The sequence below is a fragment of the Xanthomonas massiliensis genome (assembly GCF_900018785.1).
In the GTDB taxonomy this organism is placed as follows: domain Bacteria; phylum Pseudomonadota; class Gammaproteobacteria; order Xanthomonadales; family Xanthomonadaceae; genus Xanthomonas_B; species Xanthomonas_B massiliensis.
Map to the genome: position 1 here is coordinate 1 of NZ_FCOY01000002.1, position 21594 is coordinate 21594.

Consider the following 21594-nt stretch of genomic DNA (forward strand, 5'->3'; position numbering starts at 1 on the left):
CGGTGGTACGGCCTGGGCGGCCTGGGCGGCCGCGCGGGCGATGCCGCCGTCGGCCAGCAGTGGCAGGCCAAGGCCCAGTGCCAGGGCCAGTGCGATCCGGGTGCTTCGGTTCTTCATCGGGGACTCCGAGGGGGTCAGAAGTGGACGGTCACGTCCACGCCGTAGGTGCGCGGATCGTTGAAGATGCCGGTCTGGCCGAGGGCGGCGCTGTTGAGCTTGTAGAACAGGTGTTCCTCGTCCAGCAGGTTGCGGGCCCACAGCGAGAAGGCGATGGTCGAGCCGGTGCTGTTCAGCGGGACGTCGATCAGCGCCACGCGAGCATTCACCACGAACGAGCTGTCGGTGAGCGTCTGGTCGTATTCGCTGGTGTAGAAGCCGTCGGACCAGTTGCCGTCGAGATGGAACTTGAGCCCGGAGAAGTTGGCGAACGGCACCAGGTAGTCCAGCGACACGGTGCCGGCGTTCTTCGGGGCAAGCAGCGGTTGCACGGTGACCTCCACGCCCGCGCCGAACGGGTCGACGGCGGTCAGCGCATCGATCTTGGTGTAGGCGTAGTTGAGACCCAGGGTCAGGTTGTCCGCCGGCATCACGCTGAACTCCAGTTCCGCGCCGCGCGAGGTACCGGTGCTGAGGGCGTTGGTGGTGACCATCGTGGTGCGGGTCTCGCCGCTGTTCGGGTCGAACGGCAGGGTGAAGTCGATCTGCCTGTGCTTGATCTTCGAATCGAACAGCGCCAGGTTCAGGCGTGCGCGGTTGTCCCAGAACTGCGACTTGAAGCCGAGCTCGAACGCGCTCACTTCTTCCGGGCCGAAGGCGGTGTAGGTGGTGGAGCGCGAGTTGGCGCCGCCGGCCTTGAAGCCGGTGCTGTACTTGGCATACACCATTGCGCTGTCGCCCAGGTCGTAGGCGATGTTCACCATCGGGTCGAAGCGCCCCCAGGTATCGTGGAAGGCGAGGTCGGTGGCCATGCCGTTGACCGTGTAGAGGCTGCCCTTCTTGTCGTCGCGGGTGTAGCGGCCGCCGGCGGTCAGGTGCAGGCGCTCGAGCGAGGCCGGCGTCCAGGTGGCCTGGCCGAAGAGGCCCAGGCTGTCGGTCCAGGCCTTGCTGGCGCGATCGATGCGGATGTTGGCCAGGTCCAGCGGGTTGGTTTCCGGGTTCAGCGTGTAGCTGTTGCCGTCCGGTCCCCACAGCAGCATGTTCGGCGTCTGCGCGTTGTCGCCCGCGGTCTCGTGGTAGTAGAAGGCGCCGGCCAGGAACTGCACCTGCGAGGTGTTGCCGATCAGCTGGAATTCCTGGCTGTACTGGTGCTGGTAGACCTGCGCCAGGCTGTAGCGGCCGAAGGCGGTGTACGGGCCTCCATAGGCGGAAATCGCATCGACCAGGCCCATGTCGAACTGGCCCTGGGTGAGCTCGCGGTAGGAGCTGATGGACTTCAGTTCCAGGTTGTCGCCGAGCGTCCAGTCCAGGGTGAGCAGGTGGCCGCTGGTGCGGCCGATGTTGTCTTCCTGCGGGCCACCCAGGATGGAGGAATCGCGCCGGTCCGTGCTGGCGCCGGCCTGCTGCAGCGGGCTCATGTACGGGCCGGCCACCAGCACCTGCGTGTGGTACGGGGTGGTGGCGTCGTAGGAGCGGTCGAACGCGTACAGCGCGGAGAAGGTGTCGCTGGGCTGCCACAGCGCGCTCAGCCGCGCGCCGCGCTTGTCGTAGCTGTTGAAGTCGCGCTCGCCGTGCATCGGGTTGTCGGTGGTGCCGCCGCGCTTGGCCTGCACCGCGTCGATCTTGAAGCTGAAGTCGCCGACCTTGGGCAGGTCCAGGTGCAGGCCGCTGCTGTAGCCGCTGTAGTTGGACACGCCGGCGTTGACGCTGCCGCCGAACTCGCCGGTAGGCTGCCGGGTGACGATGCTGATCGCGCCGCCCTCGGTGTTGCGGCCGAACAGCGTGCCTTGCGGCCCCTTCAGCACTTCGATGCGCTCCACGTCGTAGAGCATGCTGCCCAGGCCCTGCGCGCGGCCCATGAACACGCCATCGACGTACACGCCCACGCCGGCGTCGCGCGCAGGCTGGTTGGCATCGCTGGAGGCGCCGATGCCGCGGATGCCGATGTTCAGCGCGGAACTGCGGGTGGCGAACGGGGTCACCCGCAGCGACGGGATCGAACCATCGGCCAGGCTGCCGATCGAGATCGCGCTGCGGTCCTTCAGCGCTTCGGCGTCCACGACGGAGACGGAGATCGGCGTCTCCTGCAGGTTGGTCGCGCGCTTCTGCGCGGTGACCACGACCTGGTCCAGCGCGACCACGTCGCGGGCGGCGGTGTCGGCGGAGGAGGCGTCGGCAGGAGTGTCGGCGTCGTCGGCCATGGCGAGGGCCGGCAGGGCGGTGGCGACGGCAAGGGCCAGCAGTTGGCGGTGCAGCGGGACGTGGCGCATCGGCTTGGTTCGTGGGAGTGGGGGCCGGCGCAGTCTGGTTGCCCAAAATGACGAATGAATGACCGTTCATTCATGAGATGGCTGGCGTACCATCCGCGCACCCTGGACATCCTCACGCCGCCGATGACGCCGAAGGTCCCTGCTGTCCCGTCCGTCGAAGACACCGCTGCCACCCGTGTGGAGGCCCAGCGCCAGCGCATCCTCGATGCCGCCCAGCGCTGTTTCATCGCCCGCGGGTTCCATGCCGGCTCCATCAGCGAGATCGCGGCGCAGGCGGATATCAGCCAGGGACTGATGTATCGCTACTTCGAGAACAAGCGGGCATTGATCCTGGCGCTGATCGAGCGCCAGCTCGTGCATGACAAGGGCGCGATCGGCCACATGCCGGCATCGCCGGACCTGGTCGAAGGCCTGCTGGGCTGCTACCGGCAGTGGGCACGCGGGGAGACGCTGGATACGCGCGGCAACACCATCGCCAACGTCGCCCTGTATGCGGAGATCACCGCCGAGGCGCAGCGCGACCCGGTGGTGGCCGAGGTCCTGCGCCGGTACGACAAGCAGACCGGCGCCGCCATCGCCGACTGGTTGCGCCAGTACGACCTGGCGCGGGGACGCACGGTGGACGAGGGCGACCTCGTCCGGCGCACCCTGCTGCTGCGGTTGCTGGTGGAAGGCCTGGCGATGCGCGCCGTGCGCGATCCCGACCTGGCGCCGGACACCGTTCGTCAGCTGCTGGCAAACGTGATCTCGAACGTGCTGGCCGAGTGAGGCCGGTCCGGCCGGCATGCTGTCGCCCGGCGCCGGACTCGCACATGTGCCGGTTGGATTTGCCGGAGCGTTGGCAACCGCCCTGCCACGCAACCGGGCCGAGTCGCGCAGTGCGGTAGCGCCCGGCTGGGATTCGGCAGGCATGGGGCGAAGCAGCCGGGAAAGGGGGGGCGCAGTGGGCCGGTTGCCAGGCAGGGTCACCGGTTTCCTGTGCGCCATGGCCAGCGGGCGGACGAGAGCGCCATGTGCCGGCTGACATGCCCTCCTGCAACGACGACAATTCAACCGCGACTATGCCGCTCCCATGCCCTGCCGGGCGGCGGCGAGCCCGGCCCGTGCGCGTTGGCAGCGGTGGGGAGGGCATCGGCCACGAGGCAGGCCATTTCTCCGCGTAGGCCTTTCGATCCGGCTCCGGCTCTGGCTCCGGTCGTGGGCGGGCGAAATCGCGGGTCGTGGCATTGGTCTGGCGTGGGTGGACCCGGTCGGCGCGGCAGCGGGGACTGGGCAATAATCGCCGGCATCCTTTCCGCGGTATCGCATCCCGATGCGCAGCCTGGTGCTGGCTCTTGGCCTGTTCCCGTTCGCGTCACCGGCGCTGGCGCTGGCGCAGGGCGCGCGGGTCGCGCCGGCGCCCGGGTGCCTGGACGCGCGCACCGTGAGCGAGATGCGCCAGCCCGGGCCCGGGGAGGTGGTCGTCAACACCACGGCCGGGACGAATTACCGCATCGGCCTGGCCGCCGACTGCCCGGGGCTGGAGGCCGATCCGGACGCGCAGCTGCTCGCCAGGGAGGGCTGGGTGTGCGGCGCCGGGCAGGAGTTCGTGCGCAGCGGCGAGAGGCTGTGCCCCGTGGTGCGCATCGAGCGCATCGATGCCCGCGACTATGCCGCGGCCGCGCGTCGTGCCGACAGCACGGGCGTGACGACGTTGCCGACGGTATCGGTGCGCCCGGGAGAGCCGGAGAAGCGCCGCGGCTTCGGCGGTTCATACCGCTACTGCTTCGATCCGCGCGGCATGCGCAGCTGGAGCGAGGACCCGCGCGGCCTGACCGTGGAGGTCGCGCCGCGGCGCAATGCCGGCAACCGCCGGTACCGGGTGGAACTGGCGGGCAGCTGCCCGATCCTGGGCTCCTCGCCTACGCTCGATTTCGAGTCGGGCATGGGCATCGGCGTGATCTGCGGCAACCCGGGCGACGTGATCGTGTCCACGCTGGACCGGCCGGGGCTGGACGTGCAGGCGCCCAGCCGCCTGGTCAGCGGCGCGCGCTGTGCGATCACCGCGGTCTATCCGCAGGACTGACGCGGCCGGCGCGGCGTCCCGCCTGCGGGTGGCGCCCGTGCGCGAATGTCGGGGCCGCGGATCGCTTGACGCGTTCTGCACTGCCCGGGGGCCAGGAGCCTTCGATCTCGGCCGGCGATCGCCTGCTGCGCGATCGTTGCGGCCCGGTTGCACCTGGTGATGTCCCTGGATGCAAGGCGGACCGCGCCTGCAGGAAGACGGGATGGCCCGCGACACTGCATGGCCATCGCGCGGAAGCGGGATCGCCGCGAGTACGGCCTTGGCACTGTCGTGGCATCGCCTGCTGCCGGATCGTGCCCGCGGCGGCGCAGCCCGTCCATGGCACCGCGCCTCATCGTTCCTGGCCACCGGCGGGTGCCGCCCGGGCGCGTCAGCGAGCGGTATCCACCGATTTGGCGCGTTCCAGGCCAGTGGCCATCAGCCGCCGCGTGCTGGCCAGGTACTCGCATACCGGCTTGCCCTGGCAGGCCGGGATCAGCTCGCTGTCGAGGCGCTGCAGGATCTGGCTGTACTGCATCGCCATCGTGTTGGTGAACGCGGTGCGGTAGGAGTTCTCGTCGTCGTAGGCCGCCAGCGCGTCGAGCCGGCTTTTCGCACCTGCCTGCTGCACCTGCACCGCCGGGCCCGATTCCACCGCGCCGAGCGCGCGGCCGCGCGCGATGTTGTCGTTGTGCTGGCGGACCACCTGGCGCGCGAAATCCTCGGTGGACGAGCCGATGTGCCGGTCGATGGCCTGCTGCGCCAGGGCTACCAGGTTCCGGTCGAGCACCGCCACGGTGCCCAGGATCTCCGCATCGTTGCGGGCAAGCGGCGCGCCCGCATCCATCGCCCGCGGCTCGCTGGCCACGTGCGGGGCGGTGCTCGAGGTCGGGTCGCCCGGACGGTTGCACGCGCCCAACAGGGCGAGGGCGACGAGCAGCACGCCCGGGCGAAAGGCGATGGGGCGAGGGACGATCGTGTCTGCGTTCATGGGGCGGACTCCGCGGGATCGGGGACTGCGTGGCGGCGATACGTGCCGGCGATGCATTTCGGCGAGGGTGGGCCGGTGTCCTTCGGCGCTGGTGCTGGCGTGGATGGGAGATACGGGGTGAGGTCGCCGGCCGGGCATCGGGACGACGCATCCCGGAGGCAGGGCATTCCCGTCGTCGCGCGCCCCGCAATGGCGGGTTCGCGCCGACGCGGTGATGGTCGCGGCCGGCCGGTTGCCGGGCGCTCGCGCACAGGCCTGCGGATGGGGGGCGTTCCTGTGCGGGTCGGCGTCGGACATGTCGTGGTCCTTTCCACGCGCCTTGCCGTTGCCCAGCGTGTTCGGAGCGTGCGCGTTCCCGCGGTCGCCAACCCGGCCGGGGGATGGGCGGCCTTCCATGTCACTGGCCTGGCTCCCATGGGGCGTACGAACGGCACGCGATGGCCGCCGCGCAGGCGCGTATGGCCTCATACCACCACCGCGCCGCCGGCGATGGTGAGCAACGCGCCCGAGGTGTAGCTGGCCCGGTCGCTGGCCAGCATCACGTAGGCCGAGGCCAGCTCCGCGGGTTGCCCGGGCCGGCCGAAGGGCGTGCTCGCGCCGAACGTTTCAACCTCCTCGGCTGCCATGCCCGCGGGGATCAGCGGTGTCCAGATCGGGCCGGGCAGCACTGCGTTGACGCGGATATGGCGCTCGGCCAGCAGCCCGGCCAGGCCGATCGTGAGGTTGGCCAGCGCTCCCTTGGTCGCCGCGTACGGCAGCAGGTTGGGATTGGGCCGCATGGCGTTCACCGAGGCGGTATTGATGATGGCGCCGCCGCCTTCCAGCAACGGCACGCTCAGCCGCACCAGGTTGAAGACGGCATGGACGTTGGTGTCGAAGGTCTTGTGCCACTCCTCCAGGCTGATCGCGTCGAAACTGTCGAAATAGCGCTGGTAGGCGGCGTTGTTGACCAGGATGTCGAGTCCGCCGAGTTCGTCGTCGACCTGCTCGATCAGCGCGCGTGCCTGGTCCGGGTCGCTGATGTCGCAGGCGATGCGCACGGCCTTGCTTCCGGCTTCTTCGATCAGCCTGGCGATGCGTTCGGCATCGTCGCGGTCGTCGGGCAGGAAGGCGATCGCCACGTCCGCGCCTTCGCGTGCGAAGGCGATGGCCACCGCCGCGCCGATGCCCGAATCCCCGCCGGTGACCAGCGCCTTCTTGCCGCGCAGCTGGCCGCTGCCGACATAGCTCGCCTCGCCATGGTCGGGGCGGGGAGCCATGCGGTCGGTCTTTCCGGGGAACGCCTGCTGCTGGCGCTTGAACGGCGGCGCGGGATATCGAGGAAACGACATGGTCTGCTCCTGCGATTCGGCAGTGCATTGTCGAGGGCGTGCCGTTAAAGGGGCGGCCACGTCGCACCCGTGCGTCCTCACGCGGCGTGTAGATACGACGAGCGCCGCTCGGCGCGCGTTGGACGAGGTGGCGGCGTGTCGAACGGCTTTACTGCCCGGCACTGCCCGCTGGATGGCTCCGGCTGGATTGCAGGCTCGACCATGGTCATCCTGCGATGCCGCGATGCCGCGATGCCGCGATGCCGCGATGCCGCGATGTCGCGACGCCGCAGGCACTTGTCCGGATGCTGCGCGCCTGGGCGGCGTGGATCGCGCGAGGTACCGCGCAAGTGGACGAGAGCGGTGGCGTGCAGGGCGCGGTTGTCTCCCGCGTCTCGTGGGTGATCGCGATGCCCGCGCGGCCACCGCCGTCGCACGTTGCGGTGCAGGAGGCCGCCGGGCGGTCCCGGGATGGCCGGCCGGCCGGTTGCTCGGTGGCACGTCCGGACGCATGCCCGCGGGCGGTTGCAGGCAACTGCGCCGCAATGCCGATACGCCCGGCACGTTCCCAGGACCGGCCTGCCGGCGTCGTCAAGCGGGGGTGACGGCGGCGGGTGCATAGTGGCGCCGTCCCCCGCCCCATCGTCCGGCTCGCGGGTGTCACGGGTCGCATCGGCACCGTGTCCCGGCACCGGCGCCCCAGGTCCGATAGCCGGGTCGTGTGCCACCCTGTCCCTGGTCGTATCCCCTCATTGGAGCCTCGTAATGAAGACCACGAAGAAGTTCGTCCGGCGCCTGGCCATCTCGCTGGCGGCCGGTCTTGCGCTGCCGGTCATGACCGCGCTGGCCGCCCTGCCGCAGGGTGCCACCGCGCCGGAGTTCAGCCTGAAGGCGGCCCTGGCCGGCAAGCCGATGACCTTCGACCTCGACCAGGCGCTCAAGCGCGGGCCGGTGGTGCTGTATTTCTTCCCGGCCGCCTTCACCGCCGGCTGTACCCTGGAAGCCCACCGCTTCGCCGAGGCGACCCCGGAGTTCGAGAAGCTGGGCGCGACCGTGGTCGGCGTCACCGCCGGCAACATCGAGCGGGTGGAGGAGTTCTCCAGCGTCGAGTGCCGCGACAAGTTCGCCGTCGCCGCCGACCCGGGCGCCAAGGTGGCGGCGAAGTTCGATGCCACCATGCAGGCCGACGGCAAGGTGCTGTCCAACCGCACCTCGTTCGTGATCGCGCCGGACCACAAGATCCTGCTCAGCTATACCGACCGCAGCCCCGAGAAGCACGTGCAGATGGCGATGGACGCGGTCAAGGCGTACCAGGCTGGCAAGAAGTAGGGCCCGGCGCCGCTGCGCCGGGCCGGGCAGGGATGCCGGTGCCGCCGGCCATCCCGCGATCGGGCCGGCCGCACCGTTTTCCGGGTGTGCGCCTCGCAGCCTGGACGCGCTACCCTGCCGCGCTCGTTCCCCGACATCGCATCGCCATGGCCATCCGCAACCCGCTCCAGGAACAACTGCTCAAGGCCGGCCTGGCCAAGAAGGGCAAAGTGGACCAGATCGCGCGCGAGCAGGCGCGGGCGCGCCACGGCAAGGGTGCGCCGGCACCGGCCGCGGCCGACAAGGTCGATGCCGCGCGCCTGCAGGCCGAGCGTGCCGAGCGCGACCGCGCCCTGGCCGCCGAGCGCAACGCCCAGGTGCGCCTGCACGAGCGCCAGGCGCAGGTCCGCCAGATCGTGCAGACGCACCAGGTCAAACGCGCTGGCGAGCTGGAATACCGCTTCGCCGACGGCAACGCCATCCGCACGTTGCTGGTGGACGCCCAGCAGCGTGCCCAGCTGGCCAGCGGCGCGCTGGTGATCGTGCGCCACGACGACGGCGTGGCACTGGTGCCGCGCGCGACGGCGGAGAAGATCCGCGAGCGCGACGCCACTGCGATCCTGGCCGATCACGGTACCGCGCCCGCTCCGGCCTCCGAGGCGGGCGACGACGGCTTCTACGACCAGGAGCGCTTCAAGGTGCCCGACGACCTGGTCTGGTGATGCACCGCCCGGGGCCTTGCCGGCGGCAAGGGCTTGGCGTGCGTCATGACGACGGCGTGGTGCTGGTACCACGCGTGACACGGGGAAGACCTCTAGCGTGACGCCAGTGCGATCCAGGTCGATCACGGGGATCCTGCACCGGCCTCCGAAGCGGGCGGCGATGGTTTCCAAGACCAGGCGCGCCTCAAGGTGCCTGGCGACCGGGTCTATTGACGCACCGTTCGTCCTGGGTCTTGCCGCCGGCAAGGACTCGGCGTGCGTCATGACGATGGCGTGGTGCTGGTACCACGCGCGACACGGGGAAGACGCCAGTGCGATCCAGGTCGATCACGGGGATCCTGCACTGGCCTCCGAAGCGGACGACGGTGGCTTCCACGACCGGGGGTGCTTCAAGGTGCCCGACGACCTGGTCTGGTGATGCACCGCCCGTCGCCTTGCCGGCGGCAAGGGCTCGGCGTGCGTCACGACGACGGCGTGGTGCGGGTGCGGCGCGGCGGCGGAGAAGATCCTGGAGCGTGACGCCGTGCGATCCAGGTTCGATCATGATGATCCCGCACCGGCCTCCGAAGCGGGCGGCGACGGTTTCCAAGACCAGGAGCGCCTCAAGGTGTCGGGCGACCTGGCCTGGCGACATTCCGCTCGTTGGGCGCCATGCAGCCGGCAAGGGCTCAGCGTGGCGAGCCGGCGTGTGGCGGAAATGGCGCCGGACGGGAGTGGTTTTGCTCTCCTGCCATGGGCTCCTGTTGCCGGGCATGTCCGCGATCCGCGGTGCGCCTGCGCCGCATCGCGCCGGCGATGCGGCCGGATGAACGGATCGCGGTACCGCACTTGCCGGTGCTTGAGGTGGCGGGACGTCGCCCTGGCTATGTGCAGCCCGTCGTTGGTAGACGCAACCGGGCAGGCGTGGCGGCGCTGATGTCGCCGGCAGTCCGTGGATATCGTGTCGGCGCACGGTGCGGATATCGATCCCGGCCCGCATCCCGGCCATGCAGCGGTGCAGGCGAGGCTGGCGTGGGAGCGAAGTCGCCGGACGGGACGTCGCTCTGGCCTGTACGTCCGGGATCCGAAGGCGCGGCCGGGTCGGCGTGGCGGTGGTGAAGTCGGCAGCGATGCGCGAATGCCTGGGTGTCGCTCGGCGCAGGGATGGCGATCCCGGCGTGCATTCCGCCCGCGCGGCCATGCGGGTGTGGCCGACGTGGGACGGCAGTCGCCGAGGCCCCCGAACGTGGACGGCAGGCCGCCGGATCCGTGCTGTTCACGCCGCACCCGTACCGGCGCCGGCAAGCTGGCCTCTGCTCCGCCGCGCATGCCGAAATGGACGACGCACGCCGAACCCCGGATGGACGTTACCTCGTGGTCCGTGGCCGCCTGTGGCGCACCGCGGATCCGCGCCTGCCGCCGGACCGGCGCGACGCGTTGGTCAAGGCGCTGATGGCGGCCCGGCGCGAGGTCGGCGCCGCTCGCCGCGCCGGCGACGTCGAGCGCCTGGCGGCGGCCCGGGCCGCGGTGGACGCGGCCAAGGTCGCGCTGGGCGAGCGCGGACCGCCGTGGTGGGACGACGGTGCGCCGGACTACAACCGCCACCTGGCCCGCAATACGCCCTATGCCGCCTGGTATGCGGCGTTGCCGGCGGCGGGCCCGGGCGCCGTTCGGGCCACCGGTACGAGGCCGGGGATCGTGCGCGGGCGCGGCGGCCACGCGGCGGGAGATGCCGGGAGGCGGGGAACCCTCCCCGCGAAGTCGTCCGGCTGACCGTGCGGCGGGGGCGTCTGGGCGCCGCTCCGCTCCCTCCCGATGCCGGTTTGCGGCGGACCTGCATTGATCCAGATCCTTGTGCCGCCCGCCAGGCCGGGCCAAGGTGCAGGTGTTCCCGTTCCACCGGTGGCCGATCGAAGGCCACCTTTCCCGCACTTGCCAGAGGAGCCGCCATGTTTCCCGAATACCGCGACCTGATCACCCGCCTGAAAGGCAGCGACGAGCGCTTCACCCGCCTGTTCGACGAGCACAACGCGCTGGACCACCAGGTCAGGAGCCTGGAGACCGGCACCGGCACGCAGGCGCAGATCGAGGCGCTGAAGAAGCAGAAGCTGGCGCTGAAGGACCAGCTCTATGCCTTCCTGCAGAAGGCGGCGGGCAACGCCTAAGCGATACGCGCCCGGCACCGACCGGGCGTGGCGCCGCAGCGGGGCGGGACGCGTCTTCCAGACCCGCTGCGATCAGGCCGCCAGCGCCATCCGCACGCGCGGGGTCAGGGCGACGTTGTCGCGCTCGCTCATCAGCTGCAGCTCGCCGTCCTGGATCATCGCGGTCAGGCGCATGCTGCGTTCGAGCAGCGCCACGGCGCGCTCGATGGCGTCGGGATCGAGGTCGATGACGGTCAGGTGCTTGAGCCGTGCCAGCGTGGCGGCATGCCGGTTCCACCAGATGTCGGCGCTGTTGCCGCTGTAGTTGACGATCGTGACCCGGCGCGCGCGCCCGCAGGCCTTGCGGATGCGGCTCTCGTCCGGCTGGCCCAGGTCGATCCAGTGCACGATGTCGCCGGTGTAGTCGCGTTGCCACAGGTCGGGTTCTTCCTCGTTGCTGAGGCCGCGTCCGAACTCCAGGCGTTCGTCGGCATGCAGCGCGAAGGCGACCAGCCGCGCCATCAGCCGTTCCGGGGTTTCGGAGGGATGCTGCGCCAGGGTCAGGCCATGCTCGGCGTAGTAGTGCCGGTCCATGTCGCTGACCTGCAGCTCCAGCCGGTAGATCGTTGCATTGGGGGCCATGGGCGCGCCTGCTCGAAAGAGACGCGATTGTAGTGGCCAGCGATGAACGGCGAGCGGCGACGCCGGGTGGGTGGGTGAGCGGTTCACTTCCGTCGCCACGTGTTTTGCGCGCGGTGCGCGGCGATGTGGGCGACGCCGGGGGGACGCAGGTGTCGCCGGCACCGCGGCCGCCGGCGCTGGTCGAGGGGGCGACGCTGCCGAAGCGACGTGCGGCCGGGACCGTCGATCATGTCGCCGCGGCCTTGGCGGGGCCAGCCATGGTGCGCCCCGTCAGCGGTGGGATGCGGCCGTGGCCGCGGAACCCGATGCCGCCCGGAAGCGCGGCGACGGGCGGCTGCCGATGCGCGCGGCGCATCCCGTGCGCTGCGTCGCCGGGGCGATTCCATGCGGCAGCGTGGTCGCCGTGCCCGGCAGAGCAGTGGTGCGATGCCCCGGAAGGGAGCAGCGCGCGGAGGCGCGGCCGATACCGCGCGCGCAGCCTGTCGCGGCCGCCAAACGATGGCAAACGGCGCAATATTTTCCATGGTCTGATACCGCGTCCTTCGCAACTTGAATGGCCACTGCCCCGGTTCCGGAAACAGCCCCGCGCTCAAGTTGCAGATAGGTTCGGAGCCTATATTTGCCCTTCGTCAGACCCTGTGCCCTGGAAGAAGCCGCTGCCATGAAAGCCGTTCTCTACGCGTCGATGCTGGCCGTCCTGTGTGCCGTGGCGACGGCGCAGGCCCACGATGGGCCGCGTGGCGATGGACCGCGCCGGGGCGCGCCGGCGGCCGGGCGCGGCGGCCCGGGGCCCGGGCCCGCGGACCATCGCCGGTTCTACGGGGACTATCGCCATTTCGGTCCGGACGACCGCGCGCTGTGGGCGCGCGGTGGCTGGCGCCACGAGTACCACGATGGCCGCTGGGGCTGGTGGTGGTTCGTGGACGGCCTGTGGTACTGGTACGACCAGCCGGTCTATCCCTATCCCACGACGGTGTCGGTGGTGACCTACGCCCCGCCGGCGCCGGCGGGGCGTAGGTCACCACCGACACCGTCGTGGGATAGGGATAGACCGGCTGGTCGTACCAGTACCACAGGCCGTCCACGAACCACCACCAGCCCCAGCGGCCATCGTGGTACTCGTGGCGCCAGCCACCGCGCGCCCACAGCGCGCGGTCGTCCGGACCGAAATGGCGATAGTCCCCGTAGAACCGGCGATGGTCCGCGGGCCCGGGCCCCGGGCCGCCGCGCCCGGCCGCCGGCGCGCCCCGGCGCGGTCCATCGCCACGCGGCCCATCGTGGGCCTGCGCCGTCGCCACGGCACACAGGACGGCCAGCATCGACGCGTAGAGAACGGCTTTCATGGCAGCGGCTTCTTCCAGGGCACAGGGTCTGACGAAGGGCAAATATAGGCTCCGAACCTATCTGCAACTTGAGCGCGGGGCTGTTTCCGGAACCGGGGCAGTGGCCATTCAAGTTGCGAAGGACGCGGTATCAGACCATGGAAAATATTGCGCCGTTTGCCATCGTTTGGCGGCCGCGACAGGCTGCGCGCGCGGTATCGGCCGCGCCTCCGCGCGCTGCTCCCTTCCGGGGCATCGCACCACTGCTCTGCCGGGCACGGCGACCACGCTGCCGCATGGAATCGCCCCGGCGACGCAGCGCACGGGATGCGCCGCGCGCATCGGCAGCCGCCCGTCGCCGCGCTTCCGGGCGGCATCGGGTTCCGCGGCCACGGCCGCATCCCACCGCTGACGGGGCGCACCATGGCTGGCCCCGCCAAGGCCGCGGCGACATGATCGACGGTCCCGGCCGCACGTCGCTTCGGCAGCGTCGCCCCCTCGACCAGCGCCGGCGGCCGCGGTGCCGGCGACACCTGCGTCCCCCCGGCGTCGCCCACATCGCCGCGCACCGCGCGCAAAACACGTGGCGACGGAAGTGAACCGCTCACCCACCCACCCGGCGTCGCCGCTCGCCGTTCATCGCTGGCCACTACAATCGCGTCTCTTTCGAGCAGGCGCGCCCATGGCCCCCAATGCAACGATCTACCGGCTGGAGCTGCAGGTCAGCGACATGGACCGGCACTACTACGCCGAGCATGGCCTGACCCTGGCGCAGCATCCCTCCGAAACCCCGGAACGGCTGATGGCGCGGCTGGTCGCCTTCGCGCTGCATGCCGACGAACGCCTGGAGTTCGGACGCGGCCTCAGCAACGAGGAAGAACCCGACCTGTGGCAACGCGACTACACCGGCGACATCGTGCACTGGATCGACCTGGGCCAGCCGGACGAGAGCCGCATCCGCAAGGCCTGCGGGCGCGCGCGCCGGGTCACGATCGTCAACTACAGCGGCAACAGCGCCGACATCTGGTGGAACCGGCATGCCGCCACGCTGGCACGGCTCAAGCACCTGACCGTCATCGACCTCGATCCCGACGCCATCGAGCGCGCCGTGGCGCTGCTCGAACGCAGCATGCGCCTGACCGCGATGATCCAGGACGGCGAGCTGCAGCTGATGAGCGAGCGCGACAACGTCGCCCTGACCCCGCGCGTGCGGATGGCGCTGGCGGCCTGATCGCAGCGGGTCTGGAAGACGCGTCCCGCCCCGCTGCGGCGCCACGCCCGGTCGGTGCCGGGCGCGTATCGCTTAGGCGTTGCCCGCCGCCTTCTGCAGGAAGGCATAGAGCTGGTCCTTCAGCGCCAGCTTCTGCTTCTTCAGCGCCTCGATCTGCGCCTGCGTGCCGGTGCCGGTCTCCAGGCTCCTGACCTGGTGGTCCAGCGCGTTGTGCTCGTCGAACAGGCGGGTGAAGCGCTCGTCGCTGCCTTTCAGGCGGGTGATCAGGTCGCGGTATTCGGGAAACATGGCGGCTCCTCTGGCAAGTGCGGGAAAGGTGGCCTTCGATCGGCCACCGGTGGAACGGGAACACCTGCACCTTGGCCCGGCCTGGCGGGCGGCACAAGGATCTGGATCAATGCAGGTCCGCCGCAAACCGGCATCGGGAGGGAGCGGAGCGGCGCCCAGACGCCCCCGCCGCACGGTCAGCCGGACGACTTCGCGGGGAGGGTTCCCCGCCTCCCGGCATCTCCCGCCGCGTGGCCGCCGCGCCCGCGCACGATCCCCGGCCTCGTACCGGTGGCCCGAACGGCGCCCGGGCCCGCCGCCGGCAACGCCGCATACCAGGCGGCATAGGGCGTATTGCGGGCCAGGTGGCGGTTGTAGTCCGGCGCACCGTCGTCCCACCACGGCGGTCCGCGCTCGCCCAGCGCGACCTTGGCCGCGTCCACCGCGGCCCGGGCCGCCGCCAGGCGCTCGACGTCGCCGGCGCGGCGAGCGGCGCCGACCTCGCGCCGGGCCGCCATCAGCGCCTTGACCAACGCGTCGCGCCGGTCCGGCGGCAGGCGCGGATCCGCGGTGCGCCACAGGCGGCCACGGACCACGAGGTAACGTCCATCCGGGGTTCGGCGTGCGTCGTCCATTTCGGCATGCGCGGCGGAGCAGAGGCCAGCTTGCCGGCGCCGGTACGGGTGCGGCGTGAACAGCACGGATCCGGCGGCCTGCCGTCCACGTTCGGGGGCCTCGGCGACTGCCGTCCCACGTCGGCCACACCCGCATGGCCGCGCGGGCGGAATGCACGCCGGGATCGCCATCCCTGCGCCGAGCGACACCCAGGCATTCGCGCATCGCTGCCGACTTCACCACCGCCACGCCGACCCGGCCGCGCCTTCGGATCCCGGACGTACAGGCCAGAGCGACGTCCCGTCCGGCGACTTCGCTCCCACGCCAGCCTCGCCTGCACCGCTGCATGGCCGGGATGCGGGCCGGGATCGATATCCGCACCGTGCGCCGACACGATATCCACGGACTGCCGGCGACATCAGCGCCGCCACGCCTGCCCGGTTGCGTCTACCAACGACGGGCTGCACATAGCCAGGGCGACGTCCCGCCACCTCAAGCACCGGCAAGTGCGGTACCGCGATCCGTTCATCCGGCCGCATCGCCGGCGCGATGCGGCGCAGGCGCACCGCGGATCGCGGACATGCCCGGCAACAGGAGCCCATGGCAGGAGAGCAAAACCACTCCCGTCCGGCGCCATTTCCGCCACACGCCGGCTCGCCACGCTGAGCCCTTGCCGGCTGCATGGCGCCCAACGAGCGGAATGTCGCCAGGCCAGGTCGCCCGACACCTTGAGGCGCTCCTGGTCTTGGAAACCGTCGCCGCCCGCTTCGGAGGCCGGTGCGGGATCATCATGATCGAACCTGGATCGCACGGCGTCACGCTCCAGGATCTTCTCCGCCGCCGCGCCGCACCCGCACCACGCCGTCGTCGTGACGCACGCCGAGCCCTTGCCGCCGGCAAGGCGACGGGCGGTGCATCACCAGACCAGGTCGTCGGGCACCTTGAAGCACCCCCGGTCGTGGAAGCCACCGTCGTCCGCTTCGGAGGCCAGTGCAGGATCCCCGTGATCGACCTGGATCGCACTGGCGTCTTCCCCGTGTCGCGCGTGGTACCAGCACCACGCCATCGTCATGACGCACGCCGAGTCCTTGCCGGCGGCAAGACCCAGGACGAACGGTGCGTCAATAGACCCGGTCGCCAGGCACCTTGAGGCGCGCCTGGTCTTGGAAACCATCGCCGCCCGCTTCGGAGGCCGGTGCAGGATCCCCGTGATCGACCTGGATCGCACTGGCGTCACGCTAGAGGTCTTCCCCGTGTCACGCGTGGTACCAGCACCACGCCGTCGTCATGACGCACGCCAAGCCCTTGCCGCCGGCAAGGCCCCGGGCGGTGCATCACCAGACCAGGTCGTCGGGCACCTTGAAGCGCTCCTGGTCGTAGAAGCCGTCGTCGCCCGCCTCGGAGGCCGGAGCGGGCGCGGTACCGTGATCGGCCAGGATCGCAGTGGCGTCGCGCTCGCGGATCTTCTCCGCCGTCGCGCGCGGCACCAGTGCCACGCCGTCGTCGTGGCGCACGATCACCAGCGCGCCGCTGGCCAGCTGGGCACGCTGCTGGGCGTCCACCAGCAACGTGCGGATGGCGTTGCCGTCGGCGAAGCGGTATTCCAGCTCGCCAGCGCGTTTGACCTGGTGCGTCTGCACGATCTGGCGGACCTGCGCCTGGCGCTCGTGCAGGCGCACCTGGGCGTTGCGCTCGGCGGCCAGGGCGCGGTCGCGCTCGGCACGCTCGGCCTGCAGGCGCGCGGCATCGACCTTGTCGGCCGCGGCCGGTGCCGGCGCACCCTTGCCGTGGCGCGCCCGCGCCTGCTCGCGCGCGATCTGGTCCACTTTGCCCTTCTTGGCCAGGCCGGCCTTGAGCAGTTGTTCCTGGAGCGGGTTGCGGATGGCCATGGCGATGCGATGTCGGGGAACGAGCGCGGCAGGGTAGCGCGTCCAGGCTGCGAGGCGCACACCCGGAAAACGGTGCGGCCGGCCCGATCGCGGGATGGCCGGCGGCACCGGCATCCCTGCCCGGCCCGGCGCAGCGGCGCCGGGCCCTACTTCTTGCCAGCCTGGTACGCCTTGACCGCGTCCATCGCCATCTGCACGTGCTTCTCGGGGCTGCGGTCGGTATAGCTGAGCAGGATCTTGTGGTCCGGCGCGATCACGAACGAGGTGCGGTTGGACAGCACCTTGCCGTCGGCCTGCATGGTGGCATCGAACTTCGCCGCCACCTTGGCGCCCGGGTCGGCGGCGACGGCGAACTTGTCGCGGCACTCGACGCTGGAGAACTCCTCCACCCGCTCGATGTTGCCGGCGGTGACGCCGACCACGGTCGCGCCCAGCTTCTCGAACTCCGGGGTCGCCTCGGCGAAGCGGTGGGCTTCCAGGGTACAGCCGGCGGTGAAGGCGGCCGGGAAGAAATACAGCACCACCGGCCCGCGCTTGAGCGCCTGGTCGAGGTCGAAGGTCATCGGCTTGCCGGCCAGGGCCGCCTTCAGGCTGAACTCCGGCGCGGTGGCACCCTGCGGCAGGGCGGCCAGCGCGGTCATGACCGGCAGCGCAAGACCGGCCGCCAGCGAGATGGCCAGGCGCCGGACGAACTTCTTCGTGGTCTTCATTACGAGGCTCCAATGAGGGGATACGACCAGGGACAGGGTGGCACACGACCCGGCTATCGGACCTGGGGCGCCGGTGCCGGGACACGGTGCCGATGCGACCCGTGACACCCGCGAGCCGGACGATGGGGCGGGGGACGGCGCCACTATGCACCCGCCGCCGTCACCGCCGCTTGACGACGCCGGCAGGCCGGTCCTGGGAACGTGCCGGGCGTATCGGCATTGCGGCGCAGTTGCCTGCAACCGCCCGCGGGCATGCGTCCGGACGTGCCACCGAGCAACCGGCCGGCCGGCCATCCCGGGACCGCCCGGCGGCCTCCTGCACCGCAACGTGCGACGGCGGTGGCCGCGCGGGCATCGCGATCACCCACGAGACGCGGGAGACAACCGCGCCCTGCACGCCACCGCTCTCGTCCACTTGCGCGGTACCTCGCGCGATCCACGCCGCCCAGGCGCGCAGCATCCGGACAAGTGCCTGCGGCGTCGCGACATCGCGGCATCGCGGCATCGCGGCATCGCGGCATCGCGGCATCGCAGGATGACCATGGTCGAGCCTGCAATCCAGCCGGAGCCATCCAGCGGGCAGTGCCGGGCAGTAAAGCCGTTCGACACGCCGCCACCTCGTCCAACGCGCGCCGAGCGGCGCTCGTCGTATCTACACGCCGCGTGAGGACGCACGGGTGCGACGTGGCCGCCCCTTTAACGGCACGCCCTCGACAATGCACTGCCGAATCGCAGGAGCAGACCATGTCGTTTCCTCGATATCCCGCGCCGCCGTTCAAGCGCCAGCAGCAGGCGTTCCCCGGAAAGACCGACCGCATGGCTCCCCGCCCCGACCATGGCGAGGCGAGCTATGTCGGCAGCGGCCAGCTGCGCGGCAAGAAGGCGCTGGTCACCGGCGGGGATTCGGGCATCGGCGCGGCGGTGGCCATCGCCTTCGCACGCGAAGGCGCGGACGTGGCGATCGCCTTCCTGCCCGACGACCGCGACGATGCCGAACGCATCGCCAGGCTGATCGAAGAAGCCGGAAGCAAGGCCGTGCGCATCGCCTGCGACATCAGCGACCCGGACCAGGCACGCGCGCTGATCGAGCAGGTCGACGACGAACTCGGCGGACTCGACATCCTGGTCAACAACGCCGCCTACCAGCGCTATTTCGACAGTTTCGACGCGATCAGCCTGGAGGAGTGGCACAAGACCTTCGACACCAACGTCCATGCCGTCTTCAACCTGGTGCGGCTGAGCGTGCCGTTGCTGGAAGGCGGCGGCGCCATCATCAATACCGCCTCGGTGAACGCCATGCGGCCCAATCCCAACCTGCTGCCGTACGCGGCGACCAAGGGAGCGCTGGCCAACCTCACGATCGGCCTGGCCGGGCTGCTGGCCGAGCGCCATATCCGCGTCAACGCAGTGCTGCCCGGCCCGATCTGGACACCGCTGATCCCCGCGGGCATGGCAGCCGAGGAGGTTGAAACGTTCGGCGCGAGCACGCCCTTCGGCCGGCCCGGGCAACCCGCGGAGCTGGCCTCGGCCTACGTGATGCTGGCCAGCGACCGGGCCAGCTACACCTCGGGCGCGTTGCTCACCATCGCCGGCGGCGCGGTGGTGGTATGAGGCCATACGCGCCTGCGCGGCGGCCATCGCGTGCCGTTCGTACGCCCCATGGGAGCCAGGCCAGTGACATGGAAGGCCGCCCATCCCCCGGCCGGGTTGGCGACCGCGGGAACGCGCACGCTCCGAACACGCTGGGCAACGGCAAGGCGCGTGGAAAGGACCACGACATGTCCGACGCCGACCCGCACAGGAACGCCCCCCATCCGCAGGCCTGTGCGCGAGCGCCCGGCAACCGGCCGGCCGCGACCATCACCGCGTCGGCGCGAACCCGCCATTGCGGGGCGCGCGACGACGGGAATGCCCTGCCTCCGGGATGCGTCGTCCCGATGCCCGGCCGGCGACCTCACCCCGTATCTCCCATCCACGCCAGCACCAGCGCCGAAGGACACCGGCCCACCCTCGCCGAAATGCATCGCCGGCACGTATCGCCGCCACGCAGTCCCCGATCCCGCGGAGTCCGCCCCATGAACGCAGACACGATCGTCCCTCGCCCCATCGCCTTTCGCCCGGGCGTGCTGCTCGTCGCCCTCGCCCTGTTGGGCGCGTGCAACCGTCCGGGCGACCCGACCTCGAGCACCGCCCCGCACGTGGCCAGCGAGCCGCGGGCGATGGATGCGGGCGCGCCGCTTGCCCGCAACGATGCGGAGATCCTGGGCACCGTGGCGGTGCTCGACCGGAACCTGGTAGCCCTGGCGCAGCAGGCCATCGACCGGCACATCGGCTCGTCCACCGAGGATTTCGCGCGCCAGGTGGTCCGCCAGCACAACGACAACATCGCGCGCGGCCGCGCGCTCGGCGCGGTGGAATCGGGCCCGGCGGTGCAGGTGCAGCAGGCAGGTGCGAAAAGCCGGCTCGACGCGCTGGCGGCCTACGACGACGAGAACTCCTACCGCACCGCGTTCACCAACACGATGGCGATGCAGTACAGCCAGATCCTGCAGCGCCTCGACAGCGAGCTGATCCCGGCCTGCCAGGGCAAGCCGGTATGCGAGTACCTGGCCAGCACGCGGCGGCTGATGGCCACTGGCCTGGAACGCGCCAAATCGGTGGATACCGCTCGCTGACGCGCCCGGGCGGCACCCGCCGGTGGCCAGGAACGATGAGGCGCGGTGCCATGGACGGGCTGCGCCGCCGCGGGCACGATCCGGCAGCAGGCGATGCCACGACAGTGCCAAGGCCGTACTCGCGGCGATCCCGCTTCCGCGCGATGGCCATGCAGTGTCGCGGGCCATCCCGTCTTCCTGCAGGCGCGGTCCGCCTTGCATCCAGGGACATCACCAGGTGCAACCGGGCCGCAACGATCGCGCAGCAGGCGATCGCCGGCCGAGATCGAAGGCTCCTGGCCCCCGGGCAGTGCAGAACGCGTCAAGCGATCCGCGGCCCCGACATTCGCGCACGGGCGCCACCCGCAGGCGGGACGCCGCGCCGGCCGCGTCAGTCCTGCGGATAGACCGCGGTGATCGCACAGCGCGCGCCGCTGACCAGGCGGCTGGGCGCCTGCACGTCCAGCCCCGGCCGGTCCAGCGTGGACACGATCACGTCGCCCGGGTTGCCGCAGATCACGCCGATGCCCATGCCCGACTCGAAATCGAGCGTAGGCGAGGAGCCCAGGATCGGGCAGCTGCCCGCCAGTTCCACCCGGTACCGGCGGTTGCCGGCATTGCGCCGCGGCGCGACCTCCACGGTCAGGCCGCGCGGGTCCTCGCTCCAGCTGCGCATGCCGCGCGGATCGAAGCAGTAGCGGTATGAACCGCCGAAGCCGCGGCGCTTCTCCGGCTCTCCCGGGCGCACCGATACCGTCGGCAACGTCGTCACGCCCGTGCTGTCGGCACGACGCGCGGCCGCGGCATAGTCGCGGGCATCGATGCGCTCGATGCGCACCACGGGGCACAGCCTCTCGCCGCTGCGCACGAACTCCTGCCCGGCGCCGCACACCCAGCCCTCCCTGGCGAGCAGCTGCGCGTCCGGATCGGCCTCCAGCCCCGGGCAGTCGGCGGCCAGGCCGATGCGGTAATTCGTCCCGGCCGTGGTGTTGACGACCACCTCCCCGGGCCCGGGCTGGCGCATCTCGCTCACGGTGCGCGCGTCCAGGCACCCGGGCGCCGGCGCGACCCGCGCGCCCTGCGCCAGCGCCAGCGCCGGTGACGCGAACGGGAACAGGCCAAGAGCCAGCACCAGGCTGCGCATCGGGATGCGATACCGCGGAAAGGATGCCGGCGATTATTGCCCAGTCCCCGCTGCCGCGCCGACCGGGTCCACCCACGCCAGACCAATGCCACGACCCGCGATTTCGCCCGCCCACGACCGGAGCCAGAGCCGGAGCCGGATCGAAAGGCCTACGCGGAGAAATGGCCTGCCTCGTGGCCGATGCCCTCCCCACCGC

General features: G+C 71.0%; 18 protein-coding genes and 2 pseudogenes. 10 read left to right on the forward strand and 10 right to left on the reverse strand.

Annotated features, from left to right (window positions below):
* Nucleotides 1-134: 134 nt before the first annotated feature.
* Nucleotides 135-2426, reverse strand: coding sequence for a TonB-dependent receptor (locus BN3794_RS00015; protein WP_066091518.1), 2292 nt, complete (start codon nucleotides 2424-2426; stop codon nucleotides 135-137).
* Nucleotides 2427-2498: 72 nt separating this feature from the next.
* Between BN3794_RS00015 and BN3794_RS00020 the strand changes: the two genes are divergently transcribed.
* Together BN3794_RS00020 and BN3794_RS00025 are read left to right on the forward strand one after the other, a co-directional pair.
* Nucleotides 2499-3194, forward strand: coding sequence for a TetR/AcrR family transcriptional regulator (locus BN3794_RS00020; RefSeq protein ID WP_236493067.1), 696 nt, complete (start codon nucleotides 2499-2501; stop codon nucleotides 3192-3194).
* Between the two features lie 544 nt (nucleotides 3195-3738).
* Entirely contained in the window at nucleotides 3739-4491 is a 753-nt protein-coding gene (locus BN3794_RS00025; protein ID WP_066091521.1) for a hypothetical protein, read from the forward strand.
* Nucleotides 4492-4861: 370 nt separating this feature from the next.
* Here BN3794_RS00025 and BN3794_RS00030 read toward each other — a convergent pair whose 3' ends face one another.
* Together BN3794_RS00030 and BN3794_RS00035 are read right to left on the reverse strand one after the other, a co-directional pair.
* Nucleotides 4862-5461: a hypothetical protein gene (locus tag BN3794_RS00030; RefSeq protein WP_147675590.1), complete on the reverse strand. Its 600-nt coding sequence runs from the start codon at nucleotides 5459-5461 to the stop codon at nucleotides 4862-4864.
* Between the two features lie 464 nt (nucleotides 5462-5925).
* Complete coding sequence (locus tag BN3794_RS00035; protein WP_066091527.1) at nucleotides 5926-6792, reverse strand: glucose 1-dehydrogenase; 867 nt, start codon at nucleotides 6790-6792, stop codon at nucleotides 5926-5928.
* A 744-nt stretch (nucleotides 6793-7536) separates the two neighbouring features.
* On the opposite strand from BN3794_RS00035, the gene BN3794_RS00040 reads away from it, so the two are divergent.
* From BN3794_RS00040 to BN3794_RS00060, 5 genes and pseudogenes are all read left to right on the forward strand, one after another.
* The gene (locus BN3794_RS00040) at nucleotides 7537-8100 is read left to right on the forward strand and encodes a peroxiredoxin (RefSeq protein WP_066091530.1); all 564 of its coding nucleotides are present in this window, start codon (nucleotides 7537-7539) and stop codon (nucleotides 8098-8100) included.
* 152 nt (nucleotides 8101-8252) lie between these two features.
* Complete coding sequence (locus BN3794_RS00045; RefSeq protein WP_066092092.1) at nucleotides 8253-8801, forward strand: DUF2058 domain-containing protein; 549 nt, start codon at nucleotides 8253-8255, stop codon at nucleotides 8799-8801.
* A gap of 160 nt (nucleotides 8802-8961) precedes the next feature.
* Nucleotides 8962-9219 (forward strand): hypothetical protein, encoded by a 258-nt coding sequence (locus BN3794_RS00050; protein WP_066091533.1) that lies wholly within the window; start codon nucleotides 8962-8964, stop codon nucleotides 9217-9219.
* Between the two features lie 896 nt (nucleotides 9220-10115).
* Nucleotides 10116-10442 (forward strand): annotated as a pseudogene (locus tag BN3794_RS00055) (hypothetical protein); the annotation flags it as partial.
* A 287-nt stretch (nucleotides 10443-10729) separates the two neighbouring features.
* A complete protein-coding gene (locus BN3794_RS00060) occupies nucleotides 10730-10945 on the forward strand; it encodes an HP1242/YdcH family protein (RefSeq protein ID WP_066091535.1) in 216 nt (71 codons plus the stop codon).
* 72 nt (nucleotides 10946-11017) lie between these two features.
* Here the strand turns inward: BN3794_RS00060 and BN3794_RS00065 are convergent, their stop codons facing one another.
* On the reverse strand, nucleotides 11018-11566 hold the full coding sequence (locus BN3794_RS00065; protein WP_066091538.1) for a YaeQ family protein: 549 nt from the start codon (nucleotides 11564-11566) through the stop codon (nucleotides 11018-11020).
* Between the two features lie 2004 nt (nucleotides 11567-13570).
* Between BN3794_RS00065 and BN3794_RS00070 the strand changes: the two genes are divergently transcribed.
* Nucleotides 13571-14119, forward strand: coding sequence for a YaeQ family protein (locus tag BN3794_RS00070; RefSeq protein WP_066091538.1), 549 nt, complete (start codon nucleotides 13571-13573; stop codon nucleotides 14117-14119).
* 72 nt (nucleotides 14120-14191) lie between these two features.
* Here the strand turns inward: BN3794_RS00070 and BN3794_RS00075 are convergent, their stop codons facing one another.
* From BN3794_RS00075 to BN3794_RS00095, 5 genes and pseudogenes are all read right to left on the reverse strand, one after another.
* Nucleotides 14192-14407: an HP1242/YdcH family protein gene (locus BN3794_RS00075; protein ID WP_066091535.1), complete on the reverse strand. Its 216-nt coding sequence runs from the start codon at nucleotides 14405-14407 to the stop codon at nucleotides 14192-14194.
* 287 nt (nucleotides 14408-14694) lie between these two features.
* Nucleotides 14695-15021 (reverse strand): annotated as a pseudogene (locus BN3794_RS00080) (hypothetical protein); the annotation flags it as partial.
* A gap of 896 nt (nucleotides 15022-15917) precedes the next feature.
* A complete protein-coding gene (locus BN3794_RS00085; protein ID WP_066091533.1) occupies nucleotides 15918-16175 on the reverse strand; it encodes a hypothetical protein in 258 nt (85 codons plus the stop codon).
* 160 nt (nucleotides 16176-16335) lie between these two features.
* Entirely contained in the window at nucleotides 16336-16884 is a 549-nt protein-coding gene (locus BN3794_RS00090) for a DUF2058 domain-containing protein (RefSeq protein ID WP_066092092.1), read from the reverse strand.
* A gap of 152 nt (nucleotides 16885-17036) precedes the next feature.
* The gene (locus BN3794_RS00095; RefSeq protein ID WP_066091530.1) at nucleotides 17037-17600 is read right to left on the reverse strand and encodes a peroxiredoxin; all 564 of its coding nucleotides are present in this window, start codon (nucleotides 17598-17600) and stop codon (nucleotides 17037-17039) included.
* Nucleotides 17601-18344: 744 nt separating this feature from the next.
* On the opposite strand from BN3794_RS00095, the gene BN3794_RS00100 reads away from it, so the two are divergent.
* A complete protein-coding gene (locus tag BN3794_RS00100) occupies nucleotides 18345-19211 on the forward strand; it encodes a glucose 1-dehydrogenase (RefSeq protein ID WP_066091527.1) in 867 nt (288 codons plus the stop codon).
* 464 nt (nucleotides 19212-19675) lie between these two features.
* Complete coding sequence (locus BN3794_RS00105) at nucleotides 19676-20275, forward strand: hypothetical protein (protein ID WP_147675590.1); 600 nt, start codon at nucleotides 19676-19678, stop codon at nucleotides 20273-20275.
* A 370-nt stretch (nucleotides 20276-20645) separates the two neighbouring features.
* Here BN3794_RS00105 and BN3794_RS00110 read toward each other — a convergent pair whose 3' ends face one another.
* Nucleotides 20646-21398 (reverse strand): hypothetical protein, encoded by a 753-nt coding sequence (locus BN3794_RS00110; RefSeq protein WP_066091521.1) that lies wholly within the window; start codon nucleotides 21396-21398, stop codon nucleotides 20646-20648.
* Between the last annotated feature and the right edge of the window lie 196 nt (nucleotides 21399-21594).